The sequence below is a fragment of the Streptomyces durhamensis genome, from assembly GCF_000725475.1.
GTDB classification, from domain to species: domain Bacteria; phylum Actinomycetota; class Actinomycetes; order Streptomycetales; family Streptomycetaceae; genus Streptomyces; species Streptomyces filipinensis.
The window spans coordinates 143,935-159,647 of sequence record NZ_JNXR01000002.1 but is presented as its reverse complement, the minus strand read 5'-3'; the positions used below and the strand labels follow the sequence as shown (position 1 = coordinate 159,647).

The window sequence follows — 15,713 nt, the reverse complement described above, 5'->3', positions numbered from 1 at the left end:
GCAGGTTGATCACCCGTGTCACACCTCATGCGCGATCTGTACACAGACGTACGGCCTGCTCTGGCCAGACTGCGGGATGACGGGCTGTGGCTCGGTATCGCCGGGAACCAGACCACGCGCGCTGGGCGGATACTGCGTGAGCTGTTTGCAAGCGACGTCGACTTGATCGGCACCTCTGATGACTGGGGTGCCAGCAAGCCCGACCCCGAGTTCTTCAAGCGGGTCGCCGAGGCGGTGCCGTTCGACGTCGGTGAAATCCTTTACGTCGGGGACCGCTGCGACAACGACATCCGGCCGGCACGTGAGGCAGGTATGCATACGGCACTCGTGCATCGCGGACCCTGGGCAACGGCACGTTGACCGTCGTCGACCAGTCGTACAGCCGATCGTCTAGGTCCCGGACGCAGCGCTCATGCTGGTAGGGCGCTAGCGCACGGCGAGCCTCACGCACTCGATCCATGCCGGCGGCGTACCAGGTGACCGCCAATTGGTCGAGGGCCTGCCCCACGTACCCGCATGCCTGCTCCACGTTTCCCGACGCCACCTCCACTGCTGCCAGGTCACCGTGGATCACTGAACGCTGTTTGTCCTCGGCAGACGTCATCGAGGACAAAGCGTGGAGCAAGCTCTCGCGAGCCTGTGGCAGGTGGCCCGCGATCACCTGGGTGTTGCCCTTGAAGGCCGCCAGACGGGCCGGGGAGAACCAGTCCAACCACGTTCCTTGGTGCGGGGGACGCGGGAGGAGGGGAGGGGCGCCGCTGCCTGGGTCGAAGCGCGTGTGGCCGAGTACGCGCACCGATTCGCCTCCGCCTGGGAGCGCGACTCCGGCGATCCGGGGGCGCTGGTGGCCTCTGTGGCGGACAAGCTCTGTTCGGGCAGCGACGTGTCCCTCGGGTTCTATCTCGAACGCCCCTCGTACCTGTCCCTTGCGGCGGTGACATGCTCGCCGAACCGGTCGAAGCCCGAACTGACGTGCCCTGTTGATGACCTGGCCGTTGCTAACGGGTTGCCGTAGGGCGGGCCGTCAAGTCGTCGGTGCCAGGTCCGCCCGGCCGAAGAGGAGGGCGTAGCCCGGGGGGAGTTGGGTGAGGAGGTGGGTGGTCAGGGGGGCGCCTGCCCACGTTGCCAGGACGGTCAGGACCGAGCTGACGTGCCAGCGGGCCGTCGCCGGGGTCGCGCCGTCGATGCGGGTGGCCACCGAGTCGACGAACTCCCGGGCTGTGAGGAGGTGTGTCGTGGGGATCTGGGAGGCGATCAGCCGGGCTGCCTCCCGGGGGAGGGACTGGGCGAGGGCGACGCGTTCGTCGCCGGTCACGTGGCCGCCCAGGGCCGAGAGGACCGTGCAAGTCACGCGTTCCGCTTCCGCCCTCGTCGGGTACTGGCCCGCCTCTCGTACCGCCTCGGTCAGCTTCTCCCAGCCCGCGGACTCGGCGTCGGCGTCACGGCCACGGTCGCGGGTCAGGGGGGATGCGGCGGGGATCGTCGTTCTCTGCGGCGGGGTCGTCGTCACGGTCATCGCGGTGGCTCCTTCTCCGGGACGCTGCGAAGCATCGGCGCTTCGACAGTTCGGGGTACCGGGGGGCAGTACCCCCGGTACCCCGTAATGCGAGCTGCATGAGCTGGAGTTCGGCCAATGTGCGGCTTGGGGCGGGGGTGCCGGGGGGTGCAGGGTGGTGGTGTTGAGGGGCACCGAGGCGGTCGCCGGGACCCTGGGGCGGTCGGCCGGGGTCGCCGGGGTTGCCCGCGGCCGCCGGCGGTCGACCGGGGTCGACTGGGTGGCCCGCGGTCGACGGGGTCGCCTGCGGGGACTGCACTTGACAGCGGCCGACTCAAGTCGGCGGGGTCCGGTCGCCTGCGCGTTAGCCTCGGCCCGAGACATAGGGCAACAGAGGAGGCAGTCATGGCCAGGGTTCCCAGTGCGGTCGTCGCCGGTGCCGGGCTCGTCGGCGGTTACGGCGTCGCCCGGTGGACCAAGAAGCGGCAGCTGGGCGGTGCCGTGCTGGCCGTCGCCGGGGTCACCGCCGCTCAGCAGTGGCGCAGGCAGGCCGGCGGGAAGGCCGCGGGTGCGCTGAGCGCCGCGTACGTCGCCGCGTTCGCCGGGTCCCACCCGCTGGCGAAGAAGGTCGGCGCCTGGCCGTCCGTCCTCGGTGTCGCCGGCGCCGTCGCCCTCGCCTCCTGGGCCGTCGCCGACCGCCGGGGCTGATCGGCTCCGTCGGACACCTGCTCCGAGTGGGGCGCCGGGAGCTACCTTCCCAGCGCCCGCCGAAGCGTCACCCCGTGCCGCGCCCGCAGCCTTCGCACCTCCCAGACCGACAGTGCCGTCACCGACACGGGGCCGCCGAGCAGGAAGGTGTAGAGCACCACGGGCGGCGCCGCCACGTCCGGGCCGTCGAAGAGGCCGAGGGCGAAGAGGGACCAGATCAGGAGGGGGGAGATCCAGGGCGGCAGGAGCTCGTGCACATCACCGAGGCGGAAGCAGGAGTTCAGCCCGTACACCAGCGCGGCCAGAGTGAAGAGCACCGCGAAGACCAGGGCCACCACGCAGATCAGCCAGCCGACGAAGAACAGCAACAGCACCAGCAGGCCGATCAGGAAGCCGTGGTAGCCGACGTCGGCCGTCGAGATGATCTCGCCCTTCAGCATCTTCACCATCAGCCACGATCCCCCGGCGCCCAGCGCGATCCCGGCCAGCGAGCACAGCGGGCCGGCCAGCCGGGCGGCGTACCGGCGGCCCAGCGGTGAGCGGGCCGCGATGATGAAGGTGGTCACCGCGGCAGCCCCGACGGCGAGGGTGAGCCCGCTGCCGACGAGCAGGTCCTCCACCTTGCCCATGACGAACTGCTCGCCCCCCTCCGCCAGCGGATATGCCATCAGCAGCCACAGCGTGGCGATGAGCCCCACCGCCGTACGGGCCCGCTGCAGGCCGGTGACGACCGGGTCCTCGACGCGGTCGGGACGAGACGGCGCGGCCACCGTCGTGGCGAGCGTGAACGGGCTGGGTATCGACCAGAAGGACGCGGACGCGCCCCTGCTGCTGTTGTGCACCGATTGCTCCCCCGAAGACATGCCGGACAGTGACACGCCACGGCGTTCCACCTGCCCGTGCCTGCCACGGCCCGGAATCCTAGCTGATCGTGAGGGGCTTTTCGTCACCCTGCCGAAAAGACCTCCGGTACGCCTGCGGGCTCGTCCCCACCACCCTGCGGAAGCGTTCGCGGAAGGCCGTCGGCGAACCGAAGCCGGTCTGGGCGGCGATGCGTTCCACCGGGTGCGCCGTGGTTTCCAGCAGGTGCTGGGCCCGCCGTACCCGGGCCCGGTGCAGCCACTGCAGCGGAGTCGTGCCGGTCTGTTCGCGGAAGCGGCGGTTGAGGGTGCGGGTGCTCATGCCCGCCCGGGCCGCGATCTCGTCCACCGTCATGGCGCGGTCGCAGTGGTCCTCCAGCCAGTGCAGCAGGGGCTCCAGCGTGGCGCCCGACGGCGCTGGGGGCAGGTCGTGGACGATGAACTGGGCCTGGCCGCCCTCCCGTTCCAGCGGCATGACGGACATGCGTGCCGCGTGCGCCGCCACGGCCGAGCCGAAGTCCCTGCGGATCAGGTGCAGGCACATGTCCAGCGCCGCCGCCGCGCCCGCCGACGTCAGGAACTGGCCGTCGTCGACGTACAGGACGTTCGGGTCCACCGTCACCTCCGGGTACCTCGCCGCCAGGTCCCGCGCCGCGACCCAGTGCGTCGTCGCGCGCCGTCCGTCCAGCAGGCCCGTCGCCGCGAAGAGGAACGCGCCCACGCAGATGGAGGCGATGCGGGTGCCGGCCGCCGCCGCGGCGCGCAGTGCCTCGGCCACCCCCGGTGGCAACACCTCCGGCGGTTCCGCCACGCCGGGCAGGATGATCGTGTCCGCCTCCGCCAGCGCGTCCAGGCCGTACGGCGCCCGCACCGTGAAGGCGCCCGCGCTCACCTCCTCCCGCACCGAGCACACCCGTACCCGGTACGGCTGACGGCCGTCGGGCAGCCGCGCCCAGCCGAAGGTGTCGACGGGGGCGGAGAGGTCGAACGGGATGACGCCGTCCAGCGCCAGTACGGCCACGGTGTGCATGGCGGGATCGTAGGTCTGCGACGGATGACCGCCGACGGCACCTGTCCGTGCAGGGGGCACGTGCGTCCTGCTGGCGGGAATCCGTCGGAGCCTGGCACTCCCGCCACTTCTGCGCGGTCCCGCCGCCTCCTACCGTCACCGCGTGACCAAGTTCCTCCTCGCCGTCCACGTCCTCGCCGCCATCGTCGCCGTAGGCCCCGTGACCGTCGCCGCCAGCATGTTCCCGCCCGCCGCACGCCGCGTCCTCGCCGCACCCGACGACCCGAGCGCCGTCGGAACCCTGACCGTGCTGCACCGGATCTGCCGGGTGTACGCCCTTGTCGGCGTCGTCGTCCCGGCCTTCGGGTTCGCCACCGCGAGCGAGATGGGCGTCCTCGGCAGCGCCTGGCTGATCGTGTCGATCGCGCTGACCGCCCTCGCCGCCGTGGTCCTCGGCGCGCTGGTGCTGCCCGCGCAGGGCGCGCTGCTGGAGGGCCGGGGGGCGAATCCGGCGCGGCTGGCCATGTTCACCGGTGCGTTCAACCTGCTGTGGGCCACCGTGACCGTGCTGATGATCGTGCGGCCGGGGTCCACGACGGGTGCCTGACCGTCGTGGCCGTCACGGCCTGCTCGCCGCCGGCGGTGCCGAGGGCCCCGGCATGCCCTGCGTACCCGGCGTGCCCTGGGCACCCCGCGCCGCCGCCCTGGCCCGGTCCGCCACCGCCGTCAGCGGGCGGGCGATGTCCTCCAGGGAGCGGCGTTCGGCCCGTACGGCCAGGAAGGCGGCGACCAGGCCCGCCGCGCACATCAGGGCCGCGCCGATGGAGAAGGCCAGGACCGTGTCGCCGACCCTGCCGGTACCGGTGAGGTCGGCGAACAGCAGCGGGCCGCTGATCCCGCCGGCCGCGGTGCCGAGGGCGTAGAAGAAGGCGATGGACATCGCCCTGGTCTCCATCGGGAAGATCTCGGACACGGTCAGATACGCGCTGGAGGCTCCCGCCGAGGCGAAGAACAGCACCGCGCACCAGCAGGCGGTCAGCGTGACCGCGCTCAGCACACCCCGGTCGAACAGCCACGCCGTGCCGAACAGCAGCAGGCCCGACAGCAGGTAGGTCGAGGAGATCATCACCCGGCGGCCCACCGTGTCGAACAGCCTGCCCAGCAGCAGCGGGCCGCAGAAGTTGCCGACCGCGATCACCGCGAAGTAGTAGCCGGTGCGGTCGGCGGGCACGGCGAAGAACCTGGTCAGGATGGCGCCGAAGCCGAAGGTGATCGCGTTGTACAGGAACGCCTGGCCGATGAAGAGGGAGAAGCCGAGCACCGCCCGCCTGCGGTACCGGCCGAAGACCGTGCGGGCGATCTCCAGGAACGTCACGCTCTCGCGCTGACGGATCTCCAGTTCGCCCCGCGGCTGGGGCAGCGTGACCCCGGTGTGCTGCTCCACCTGGCGTTCGATGCCGGAGACGATCTCCTCCGCCTCCCGGTCCCTGCCGTGGATGAGCAGCCAGCGGGGGCTCTCCGGGACGTGCCGCCGTACGAGCAGGATGACCAGGGCCAGGACCGCGCCGAGGGCGAACGTCAGCCGCCAGCCGACGTTCCTGGCCAGCAGGCCGGTGTCGAGCGCGACGATCGAAAGCAGGGAACCGCCGACCGCGCCGAGCCAGAAGCTGCCGTTGATGACCAGGTCCACCCGGCCCCGGTAGTCCGCCGGGATCAGCTCGTCGATCGCGGAGTTGATCGCCGCGTACTCACCGCCGATGCCGAAGCCGGTCAGGAAGCGGAACAGGAAGAACCACCAGGCCTCCCAGGACACGGCCGTCAGAGCCGTGGCCGCCAGATACACCGCCAGGGTGATCATGAAGAGCTTCTTGCGGCCGAAGCGGTCGGTCAGCCGGCCCCAGAACAGCGCGCCCGAGCAGGCGCCGGCCACGTACAGCGCGGCGGCGGCGCCGGTGATCTGGCCCGAGGTGATCGACAGCCCGCTGCCGGGTTCGGCCAGTCGGCCGGCGATGTTGCCGACGACCGTCACCTCCAGGCCGTCGAGGATCCATACGGTTCCCAGGCCGATCACGATCGTCCAGTGCCAGCGGGACCAGGGCAGACGGTCCAGGCGGGCCGGGATGTCGGTGGTGATCGTGCGGCCGGTCTGCGGCGACGGCGCGTCGGCTGTGGCCATGGGGCCCCCTCCTCGTCGAAGGACGTCCCCTCACGTGCGGGGACGGCAACACGGGTGCCCCCGCCGCGCGGAAACACTCGGAACCGGCTCAGGCACCCAGTGTCCGCGTCACCGCGAAGATCAGCAGCCCCGCCAGCGACCCCACCACCGTGCCGTTGATCCGGATGAACTGCAGATCCCGGCCGATGTGCGCCTCGATCTTCCGGGTGGTGTGCTCGGCGTCCCAGCTCGCCACCGTGTCGGTGATCAGCGAGGTGATCTCCTTGCGGTACGTCGTCACGACGTGCACCGCCGCGCCCTCGACCCAGCTGTCGACCTTCCCCTGCACCTTCGGCTCGGTCGCCATCCGCGCGCCCAGCGACAGCAGCGCCGCCCGCACCCGCGTCCGCAGCTCGCTCCGCTCGTCCTCGGCCGCCGCCACGATCATGGACCGTACGGCCGTCCAGGCGGACGCGATCAGGTCCTGCACCTCGCCCCGGCCCAGCACCTCGCCCTTGAGCCGCTCCACCCGCTCCCGGGTGTCGGTGTCGGACTGCAGGTCGGAGGCGAAGTCGGTGAGAAAGCGGTCCAGCGCGCCGCGCGCCGGATGCGAGGGCATGTCCCGCATCTCCGTGACGAACCGCAGCAGCTCCTTGTAGACCCGCTCACCGACCCTGCGGTCCACGAACCGCGGCGTCCAGCCCGGCGCGCCCCCCTCCACGGCGACCATCACATCGTCCCGGTGCAGCACCAGCCAGTCGTGCGCCCGCGCCACCACCAGGTCCACCGCTCTGCGGTGCCCGCCGTCGGCGACGATCCCCTCCAGCATCTTGCCGATGCCCGGCGCGATCTCCTTGGTGTTGGCGCGCCGCGTGATCGCCTCGCTCACGACCGCCTGGACGTCCCTGTCGCGCAGGACCGTCAGCGCGCCCCGCAACGCCGTGGCCAGCTCCGCCGTCACCCGGTCCGCGTGCTCCGGCTCCGCCAGCCACGCCCCGAGCCGGCTGCCGATGCCGACCGACCGCAGCCGCTGCCGTACGACGTCCTCGGAGAGGAAGTTCTCCCCGACGAACTCGCCCAGCGACACACCCAGCTGGTCCTTCTTCGTGGGGATGATCGCGGTGTGCGGGATGGGCAGCCCCATCGGGTGCCGGAAGAGCGCGGTGACCGCGAACCAGTCGGCCAGCGCGCCCACCATGCCGGCCTCGGCGGCCGCGGCCACGTACTCCGCCCAGGGCCCCGCGCCCTCGTGCCCGGCGAGCTTGGCCGCGACGTACACCACCGCCACGAACAGCAGCAGGGCCGTCGCCGTCAGCTTCATCCGCCGCACCCCGCGCCGGCGCTCCTCGTCGGCCGGGGTGAAGGCCGTCATGGTGCGATACGACACACCCCGCCCCGGCGCCGTTCCGGTCTCCGTCGGTCCCATCAGCTCCACCCGTTCGACTCCACCCATGCGGTGATCCCGCACACAATTGTCCCTTCCTGACCGACTCCCGGAACGGAACAAGAGTTCCCGGCGTCTGTCCGCACGGGGGTTTGGGCAGGGCCCTGACAGCTCTCCCCGGCCCATGACGCATCATGGGCACATCACGATCGGAGCCTCGGGCTCCCATCCCTAGGAGAACAACACAAGCGTGACCAAGCGTCATGGTTATGCGGTCCTGAGTGCGATCGTCGCACTGATCCTGGCCGTGTCCGCCGCCATCTACCTCACCGTGGCGTCCGACGACGGCACCCCGCCCGGCACCCTCGCCGACAACCGCCCCCATCACGGCTCCTCCGCCGCCCCCGCCTCCACCGGCACCTGGGTGGGCTCCTGGTCCACCGCCCCGGTCGCCGGCGAGCCCGGCACCGAGACCGCGGGCCTCGCGGGCCACTCGGTCCGCAACGTCGTCCACGCGGGCACCGGCGGCACCAGTGCCCGCATCACGCTGTCCAACCTCTACGGCCACGCCCCGCTGGCCCTCACCCACGCCTCGATCGCGCTGTCCGCGGGCGACGGCACCGCCGCGGCCGACCCCGAGTCGATGCGCCGCCTCACCTTCAACGGCGCCACCAGCGTCGTCATACCCGCCGGCGGACAGATCGTCAGCGACGCCGTACGCCTCACCGTCCCGCACGACAGCGACGTCCTGGTCACCACCTTCTCCCCCACCCCGTCCGGCCCGGTCACCTACCACCCGCACGCCCGGCAGATCTCCTACCTCGCGGACGGCGACCGCACCGAGGACGCGACCGGCGCCCCGTACACCCGACAGACGCCCTACTGGCGCTACCTCACGAGCCTGGACGTCCTCAGCAACGAAGCCGACGGCACCGTCGTCGTCTTCGGCGACTCCATCACCGACGGCATCACCTCCACCACCGGCGCCAACCACCGCTGGCCGGACATCCTCGCAGGCCGGCTGCGCACCGCCGTCGAGGGCGGCCGGCAACTGCCGCGCTACAGCGTCGTCAACGAAGGCATCAGCGGCAACCAGGTGCTCGCCGACGGCCTCGGCCGGCCCGCCGAGAACCAGAGCGGCCTCGGCCGCTTCGGCCGCGACGCGCTCTCCCACCCGGGCGTCAAGGTCGTCGTCATCGACCTCGGCGTCAACGACATCCTGCGCAACCCGAGACTCGCCGACCCGAACCGCATCCTCACCGGCCTGCGCACCCTGGTCCGCGAGGCCCACGCCCGCGGCCTGAAGGTGGTGGGCGCCACGCTGATGCCCTTCCAGGGCCACCGCGGCTACAGCCCGGCCCGCGAGGCGGTACGCCAGCAGGTCAACGCGCAGATCCGGGCCGGCGGGGTGTACGACGCCGTCGTCGACTTCGACAAGGCCCTCCGCGACCCCTACGCCCCCGGCCGCCTGCGCCCCGACTACGACTCCGGTGACCACCTGCACCCCAGCGACCTGGGCTTCAGCAGGATGGCCGAGGTCTTCGACCTGAGCACGCTGGGCGGCGCCGGGCAGGCGGAGCTGTAGCCGGCGGGCGCGCGGCCGAAACCGCCGGGCGCGCCGGGAGCGGGCTCGGGCCGGAGGGATCCGTGATCGGCGGGCGAGGAATACTGGCGGGCATGACCCGCTTGATCCTCGCCACCCGTAACGCCGGAAAGATCACCGAACTGAGGGCGATCCTCGCCGAGGCCGGTCTCCCCCACGAGCTGATCGGCGCCGACGCCTACCCCCATGTCCCCGACGTCAGGGAGACAGGCGTCACCTTCGCCGAGAACGCGCTGCTCAAGGCCCACGCCCTCGCCCAGGCCACCGGCTTGCCCGCGGTCGCCGACGACTCGGGCCTGTGCGTCGACGTCCTGAACGGGGCCCCCGGCATCTTCTCCGCCCGCTGGGCCGGCCGCCACGGCGACGACAAGGCCAACCTGGACCTCCTGCTGGCCCAGCTCGCCGACATCGCGCCGGAGCACCGCGGGGCGCACTTCGCCTGCGCCGCCGCCCTGGCCCTGCCGGACGGCACGGAACGGGTGGTCGAGGGCCGGCTCCGGGGCGTCCTCCGGCACGCCCCGGCGGGCACGAACGGCTTCGGCTACGACCCGGTCCTCCAGCCGGAGGGCGAGACCCGCACCTGCGCCGAGCTGAGCCCGGACGAGAAGAACGCGATCAGCCACCGGGGGAAGGCGTTCCGGGCGCTGGTGCCGGTGGTGCGGGAGCTGCTCGGCTGAACTCTGGTGCGGCCGGAGGGACTCGAACCCTCACGGGAGTTACCCCACTGGGACCTAAACCCAGCGTGACTGCCAATTCCACCACGGCCGCTCGGTGCTGCCCGGCCATGCTAGCGGCCGGGCAGCGGGACCCGTTGGTCAGATGCCAAGGTCCTTGATGATCTTTGCCACGTGGCCCGTGGCGCGGACGTTGTAGAGGGCCCGTTCGACCTTGCCGTCCTCGTCCACGACGACCGTGGAGCGGATGACGCCCATGTACGTCTTGCCGTAGTTCTTCTTCTCGCCGTAGGCGCCGTAGGCCTCGGTGACCTTCTTCTCCGGGTCGGCCAGCAGCGTGACCTTCAGGGACTCCTTCTCGCGGAATTTCGCCAGCTTCTCCGGGGCGTCCGGGGAGATACCGATGACGTCGTAGCCCGCGGAGGCCAGGACCTCCAGGTTGTCCGTGAAGTCGCAGGCCTGCTTGGTGCATCCGGGAGTCAGGGCGGCCGGGTAGAAGTAGACGATGACCTTGCGGCCCTTGTGGGCGGCAAGGGACACCTCGTTGCCGTCGGCGTCCGGGAGGGTGAAGGCGGGGGCCACGTCCCCCGGCTGGAGTCGCTCGCTCATCGGGCCAGGGTAACCGGGGGGCCTTGCGGTGCGCCGGGAGCAGAAGCTGACAGACTGTCCGGGACAGCATCAGGAGACTTCGGAGGCCGTACGGTGGCGGACACGTCGGACACCAGAACCCCGGCGCAGATCGAGGCGGACATCAAGCGCCGCCGCGAAGTGCTGGCCGAGACGCTCGACGAGATCGGGGTGCGGGTGCATCCGAAGACGATCGTCGGGGACGCCAAGGCCAAGGCCGTCGCCCATCTCGATCACACGGTCGGACGGGCGTACGTCCAGGTCAATCGCGTGGTGAGCGAGGTGCGGGCGCAGTTCGTGGACGCGGAGGGCGACCTGCGGCTGGAGCGGGTCGTGCCGGTGGCGCTGCTCGCCGTCGGCGTGGTCGGGCTGCTGACCGTGGGCTCCCGGCGGCGCAAGGACTGACCCGGGCGGGTACGGGCAGGGCGAGGACAGGTAGGTTCGAGGCGTGAGCGCCAACAGAAACCAGCACAGCACCCCCCATCACGACAAGCTCCCGATCCGGATGCTGCACGACCGGGTTCTGGTCAAGCAGGAGACCGGTGAGGGTGAGCGGCGGTCGGGGGGCGGCATTCTGATTCCCGCCACCGCGGCGGTCGGTCGGCGGCTGGCCTGGGCCGAGGTCGTCGCGGTGGGGCAGAACGTACGGACCGTGGAGCCGGGCGACCGGGTGCTGTTCGACCCGGAGGACCGGGCCGAGGTGGAGGTGCGTGGGGTGGCGTACGTGCTCATGCGCGAGCGGGACCTGCACGCCGTGGCCGCGGACCGCTTCGAGGGGTCGGAGGACTCCACGGGCCTGTACCTGTGAGCGGGTCCGCCCGTTAAACGGGTCCGCCCGTCTTTCGGCAGTGCAAAAGGGGCCGGTGACCATCGTCACCGGCCCCTTTTGCACTGCCTTTGCTATGTTCGGGAGTGAGCCCGACGAGACGCGCCGTACCGGGATGAAGGCAAAGACGACGCACCGCAAGAGAGTCGTCATCCGTCTCGGAGGTGCCTGTCATGGCCTGGGTTCTGCTGATCGTCGCCGGACTGCTGGAAGTCGGCTGGTCGATCGGGATGAAGTACACGGACGGTTTCACCCGGCTGGTGCCCAGTGTGTGCACCGGTGCCGGGATCGTCGCCAGCATGCTCCTGTTGTCGTACGCCGCGAGGTCGCTGCCCATCGGTACCGCCTACGGCGTGTGGGTGGGCATCGGGGCGGCCGGTGCGGCGGTGCTCGGCATGGTGGTGCTCGGTGAGCCGGTCACCGCCGCCCGGATCTTCTTCGTGTGTCTGCTGCTGGTCGCCGTGGTGGGACTGAAGGCGACCAGCGGTCACTAGGCGGGCGGGCGTCAGGTGAGGGGGCCGCCTCCCGCGCCGGCGGCGGTGCCCGTCGTGCCGCCGCCGTCGGTGCCGCCGCCCGTGTCCGTTCCTCCCCCGGTCGCGTCGCCGCCGGTTGCGTCCCCGCCGGTGGTGTCCCCGCCCGTGGTGCCCCCGCCGGTCGTGTCCCCGCCGGTGGTGGTGCCACCGCCGTCGGTCGTGGTGGCGCCGCCGGTGGTGTGGGTGCCGCCGGTGGGGGTGCCGCCGCCGGTCGGGGTACCGGTGGTGCCGCCGCCGGACGGGGTCGCGGTGCCGCCGCCGGTCGGGGTCGCGGTCGTGCCGCCGTCGTTCTGGCCGCCGGTGGTGCCCGGCTGGGCCGAGGAGGTGGAGCTGGGCGGCTGGGGCTCGTCGGCGCCCTGCTGCAGTTGCAGGTCGAAGTCGCCGGCCGGGGTGCCCTTGAGGGCGTTACGGGTGTACTGCGCCCAGATCTGGGTGGGCGGGCCGCCACCGTTCATACGGGGCTGGCCGAGGGCGCCGTACAGCGGCATGTGCTTGGCGGTCACCGGGTCCTGGCCCATGACGGAGACCACGGTGGCCAGGTCGGGGGTGTAGCCGGCGAACCAGGCGGCGGTGTCGTTCTCCGCGGTACCGGTCTTGCCGGCCGCGGGACGGCCGGCGCCCTGCGCGGCGACGGCGGTGCCGTTGTCGACCACGCTCTGCAGCATCGACGTGGTGGTGTCGGCCGCTTCCCGGCTGACGGCCTGCTTGACCGACTGCTCGGGCAGCTTGACCACGTCCGAGCCGTTCTTGGTGAGCTTCTCGACCAAGGTGTACGTGCCGTGCTTGCCGTGGTTGGCGAGCGTCGCGTACGACTCCGCCATGTCCAGCACGCTGGCGGTGGCGGTACCGAGGGCGATCGACGGGTACGGCTGGAGGTCCGGGGTGCCGGAGGGGACGCCCAGGTCGACGGCGGTCTCCTTGACCTTGCTGGGGCCGACGTCGACGGCCATCTGCGCGTAGACGGCGTTCACGGACAGGTCCGTCGCCTTGGTGACGGTGATCTGGCCGTACGACTTCTGGTCCTCGTTCTGCGGGGCGTAGGTGCCGCCGCTCCAGCCCTGTACGGGGCGCTCGTTGGTGCCGTCGTACATGGTGTTCGGGGTGATGGTGCGGCCGTCCTGGGTGGTCGAGCCGTTCTGCACCGCCGAGGTGAACACGAACGGCTTGAACGTCGAGCCGACCTGGAAGTCACCGCGGGTCGCGCCGTTGGTGTACTGCTTCACGTAGTCGATGCCGCCGTACATCGCGACGACCTCGCCGGTCTTCGGGTCGACGGAGGCGCCGCCCGCGCGGACGTACTTGTCGGCCGTCACGTTCTTCTTGTCCAGCTTGGAGATCAGCTGGTCGTTCACCGCCTTGACGAAGGCGTTCTGCTTGTTCTTCTGGATCGTGGTGGTGATGCGGTAGCCGCCTGCGGCGAGCTGGTCCTCGGTGAGGATGTTGTTGGTGGTCAGGTAGTGCTTGACCGCCTCCACGAGGTAGCCGCGCTGACCGGTCAGGCCGGTGGAGACCGTCTGCTCCTTGGGCATGGGGAACTTCATGCCGGCGCGCTCGGACTCGCTGAGCCAGCCCTTCTTGACCATGCCGTCCAGGACGTAGTTCCAGCGGGCGAGGGCCGCGGCCTTGTTCTCGGGGTGGGCGACGACGTCGTACTCGCTGGGCGCGTTGACGAGCGCGGCGAGGTAGGCGGCGCGGGCCGGGTCGAGGCCGGCGGCGTCGCGGCCGTAGTACGCCTGGGCGGCGGCCTGGATGCCGTAGGCGCTGCGGCCGAAGTAGCTGGTGTTGAGGTAGCCCTCCAGGATCTGGTCCTTGGACTTGGTGCGGTCCAGCTTGATCGAGATGAAGAACTCCTTGGCCTTGCGGGTGAGCGTCTGTTCCTGGCCCAGGTAGTAGTTCTTCACGTACTGCTGAGTGATCGTCGAGCCGGACTGCTTGCCCTTGCCGGTGGCGGTGTTCCAGCCGGCGCGGAGCATGGCCTTGGGGTCGACGGCCGACTCCGTGTAGAAGTCGCGGTCCTCGGCGGCCAGCACGGCGTGCTGGGCGTCCTTGGAGACCTCGGCGAGGCTGACGCTCTCCCGGTTGACCTGGCTGTCGCGTGTGTCGCGGGCGATCTGGGAGCCGTCGGCGTAGAGGTAGACGTTGGCCTGCTTGGTGGCGAGGGCGTTGGCCGGCGGGATCTTGACCAGGGAGTAGCCGAGGAAGAAGAGGCCGACGAGCAGGAGGATGCCGATGATGAAGGTGCCGAGCACCATGCGCCAGGTCGGGATGATCCGCCGCCACCCGGTCCGCTTGGGCCGCTTGGGCTTCTTCGCCTTCCCCTTGCCGTCGCCGTCGCCTCCGGGGGGCTGAGCGTCACCGGGGGTGGCGGCGAGGACGGTGGTGTCGCGGTCGGGGGCGGTGGTGGTGCCCGTAGGGCCGGTGCGGGGGCCGCCGGTGGCTGCTCCGGCCGCACCGAGCGCGCCCGCGGGGCCCGCCTGGGCGGCCTGCCCGGCGGCGGCGCCCGCGGCACCGGCCGCGGCACCGGCCGCACCGGCGGCGCCGTTCGTACGAGGGCGGCCGGGGGCGCTCGCACCGGTCGCCCGGGAGGTGCGGCCCGTGGGGTTCGCCGCGTCGGCCGGAGAGGCGGCCGTCTTGGCGGGGCCGCCGGGCTCGGCCGCTCGGGGCGCGCCGACGCGCCGCAGGACCTGGGTGGTCTCGGGCGCCCGCGTCTCGCCGGCGCCCTGAGCCGCGTCGGCCGTCTCGCCGGACTGGTTCTCCTGCGATCCCCGGGGCGGGGTGACCCGCCGGAGCACCTGGGTGCTCTCGGCCGACTGCGCCGGCCCGGAGCCGTCCCCGGCCCCCGCGGCCTGCGGCGCAGAGCCACCACGCGGCCGGCCGGCCGCGCCGGCGTCGTCCGCCGCATCGGACGCCCGGGAGGCCTGGGAGGCCTGGGACGCCGTGGCCCCACCGGACCCCGGCCTCTCACCGGCCGCGGAGCCCCCGCGAGCCGCCGGCCCCCTGCCGGAACCGGAGGCCGCCCCCTCACCGGAACCCGAGCCGCCACGAGCCGCCGGACCGCCACCGGAAGCCGAGCCCTCGCGGGCCGCCCGGCCGTCGCCAGGGGCCGGACCACCGCGAGGTGCCGGACCACCGGCCGAGGCCGAAGCCGAACCCTCGCGGGCCCCCGAACCCCCACCGGAGCCCGAACCGCCGCGAGCCCCCGGCACGCCGGCAGCCCCGCCGGGGCCCGCGTCGGACGCCGAACCCGCACCGGAGCCCGAGCCGCCGCGGGCCCCCGAACCCTCACCAGAGCCCGAGCCCCCGCGCGCCCCCGGACCGCCGGCCGAAGCCGAACCCTCGCGGGCCGCCCGGCCATCACCGGAGCCCGAGCTGCCGCGAGGTGCCGGGGCGGCGTCGGTGTCGGTGTTCTCGCGGGACGTCGGTGCGCCGGTGGCGGGACGCGGCGCGGAAGCCCCTTCGGGGGCCGTGGCGGATGCCCGGGCCCCGTCGGAACCCTGTGCGGGCGTCGGCTCGTCCGTGCGGCCGCCTCGGGCCGCCTGGCGGGCTCGGGCCATGGAGGCCGTCCGCTCCTGGGCAGAGCGGTCCGCCGGAACCGGCACCACCCCGTCACCCGTACGGCCGTCGCCGGTCCTGCGGTCACCGGCGGCCCCCTCGGGCCGTGCCGGTGCGCCGGGCTGCTCGGGCGGTGTCGGCCTGCCGGTCCCCCTGACCGTGCCGGTGGCCTGCGCGTCGCGGCCCCCCGGGTCACCGGGCCCTTCAGCCGGCAGCGGCTTTTTCGGCGGCACGCCTTCGTTCGGCTGCTGCGGCTGCGGCTCGTCGCTCATGTCGTGCACGGACTC

General features: G+C 72.3%; 14 protein-coding genes, 1 tRNA gene, 2 pseudogenes and 1 riboswitch. Of the genes and pseudogenes, 8 read left to right on the top strand and 9 right to left on the bottom strand.

All coding sequences use genetic code 11. From position 1 onward, the window contains the following. Window positions 1-33: 33 nt before the first annotated feature. Window positions 34-351 (top strand): annotated as a pseudogene (locus tag IO33_RS0102435) (HAD family hydrolase); the annotation flags it as partial. A 4-nt stretch (window positions 352-355) separates the two neighbouring features. Here IO33_RS0102435 and IO33_RS52055 read toward each other — a convergent pair. Continuing rightward, window positions 356-715 (bottom strand): annotated as a pseudogene (locus IO33_RS52055) (NsdA family TPR-like regulatory protein); the annotation flags it as partial. A gap of 309 nt (window positions 716-1,024) precedes the next feature. Next, the gene (locus IO33_RS0102425; RefSeq protein WP_031159576.1) at window positions 1,025-1,516 is read right to left on the bottom strand and encodes a DUF2267 domain-containing protein; all 492 of its coding nucleotides are present in this window, start codon (window positions 1,514-1,516) and stop codon (window positions 1,025-1,027) included. Window positions 1,517-1,900: 384 nt separating this feature from the next. Between IO33_RS0102425 and IO33_RS0102420 the strand changes: the two genes are divergently transcribed. Then, window positions 1,901-2,203 (top strand): hypothetical protein, encoded by a 303-nt coding sequence (locus tag IO33_RS0102420; protein ID WP_031159575.1) that lies wholly within the window; start codon window positions 1,901-1,903, stop codon window positions 2,201-2,203. Between the two features lie 41 nt (window positions 2,204-2,244). Here the strand turns inward: IO33_RS0102420 and IO33_RS0102415 are convergent, their stop codons facing one another. Together IO33_RS0102415 and IO33_RS0102410 are read right to left on the bottom strand one after the other, a co-directional pair. Continuing rightward, a complete protein-coding gene (locus IO33_RS0102415) occupies window positions 2,245-3,045 on the bottom strand; it encodes a hypothetical protein (protein WP_031159573.1) in 801 nt (266 codons plus the stop codon). Between the two features lie 79 nt (window positions 3,046-3,124). Further along, window positions 3,125-4,093 (bottom strand): GlxA family transcriptional regulator, encoded by a 969-nt coding sequence (locus IO33_RS0102410; RefSeq protein ID WP_031159571.1) that lies wholly within the window; start codon window positions 4,091-4,093, stop codon window positions 3,125-3,127. A gap of 142 nt (window positions 4,094-4,235) precedes the next feature. Here IO33_RS0102410 and IO33_RS0102405 point away from each other — a divergent pair, with 142 nt between their 5' ends. Next, window positions 4,236-4,679 (top strand): hypothetical protein, encoded by a 444-nt coding sequence (locus tag IO33_RS0102405; RefSeq protein WP_031159569.1) that lies wholly within the window; start codon window positions 4,236-4,238, stop codon window positions 4,677-4,679. Between the two features lie 12 nt (window positions 4,680-4,691). Here IO33_RS0102405 and IO33_RS0102400 read toward each other — a convergent pair whose 3' ends face one another. After that, the gene (locus tag IO33_RS0102400) at window positions 4,692-6,248 is read right to left on the bottom strand and encodes an MFS transporter (RefSeq protein WP_031159567.1); all 1,557 of its coding nucleotides are present in this window, start codon (window positions 6,246-6,248) and stop codon (window positions 4,692-4,694) included. Between the two features lie 88 nt (window positions 6,249-6,336). Beyond that, window positions 6,337-7,680, bottom strand: a complete 1,344-nt coding sequence (locus IO33_RS0102395) for a DUF445 domain-containing protein (protein ID WP_031159564.1) — start codon at window positions 7,678-7,680, stop codon at window positions 6,337-6,339. A gap of 181 nt (window positions 7,681-7,861) precedes the next feature. Here IO33_RS0102395 and IO33_RS0102390 point away from each other — a divergent pair, with 181 nt between their 5' ends. Then, a complete protein-coding gene (locus IO33_RS0102390; RefSeq protein ID WP_031159562.1) occupies window positions 7,862-9,196 on the top strand; it encodes an SGNH/GDSL hydrolase family protein in 1,335 nt (444 codons plus the stop codon). Between the two features lie 92 nt (window positions 9,197-9,288). Beyond that, window positions 9,289-9,891 (top strand): RdgB/HAM1 family non-canonical purine NTP pyrophosphatase, encoded by a 603-nt coding sequence (rdgB, locus tag IO33_RS0102385; protein ID WP_031159560.1) that lies wholly within the window; start codon window positions 9,289-9,291, stop codon window positions 9,889-9,891. Between the two features lie 4 nt (window positions 9,892-9,895). Here the strand turns inward: rdgB and IO33_RS0102380 are convergent. Next, window positions 9,896-9,982 (bottom strand) — tRNA-Leu (locus tag IO33_RS0102380). A gap of 47 nt (window positions 9,983-10,029) precedes the next feature. Continuing rightward, window positions 10,030-10,497 (bottom strand): thioredoxin-dependent thiol peroxidase, encoded by a 468-nt coding sequence (gene bcp, locus IO33_RS0102375; protein ID WP_031159558.1) that lies wholly within the window; start codon window positions 10,495-10,497, stop codon window positions 10,030-10,032. A 93-nt stretch (window positions 10,498-10,590) separates the two neighbouring features. Here bcp and IO33_RS0102370 point away from each other — a divergent pair, with 93 nt between their 5' ends. The 3 genes from IO33_RS0102370 (at window position 10,591) to IO33_RS0102360 (ending at window position 11,835) form a co-directional block, all read left to right on the top strand. Further along, complete coding sequence (locus IO33_RS0102370; RefSeq protein WP_031159556.1) at window positions 10,591-10,920, top strand: DUF3618 domain-containing protein; 330 nt, start codon at window positions 10,591-10,593, stop codon at window positions 10,918-10,920. Between the two features lie 43 nt (window positions 10,921-10,963). Further along, window positions 10,964-11,323 carry a GroES family chaperonin gene (locus IO33_RS0102365; RefSeq protein WP_031159553.1) on the top strand — a complete coding sequence of 120 codons (360 nt, stop codon included), beginning with the start codon at window positions 10,964-10,966 and terminating at the stop codon, window positions 11,321-11,323. An 86-nt stretch (window positions 11,324-11,409) separates the two neighbouring features. After that, window positions 11,410-11,478, top strand: a riboswitch (guanidine-III (ykkC-III) riboswitch). 36 nt (window positions 11,479-11,514) lie between these two features. Beyond that, entirely contained in the window at window positions 11,515-11,835 is a 321-nt protein-coding gene (locus tag IO33_RS0102360; protein WP_031159550.1) for a DMT family transporter, read from the top strand. An 11-nt stretch (window positions 11,836-11,846) separates the two neighbouring features. Here IO33_RS0102360 and IO33_RS0102355 read toward each other — a convergent pair whose 3' ends face one another. After that, window positions 11,847-14,666: a transglycosylase domain-containing protein gene (locus tag IO33_RS0102355; RefSeq protein ID WP_031159548.1), complete on the bottom strand. Its 2,820-nt coding sequence runs from the start codon at window positions 14,664-14,666 to the stop codon at window positions 11,847-11,849. Window positions 14,667-15,713 lie beyond the last annotated feature (1,047 nt).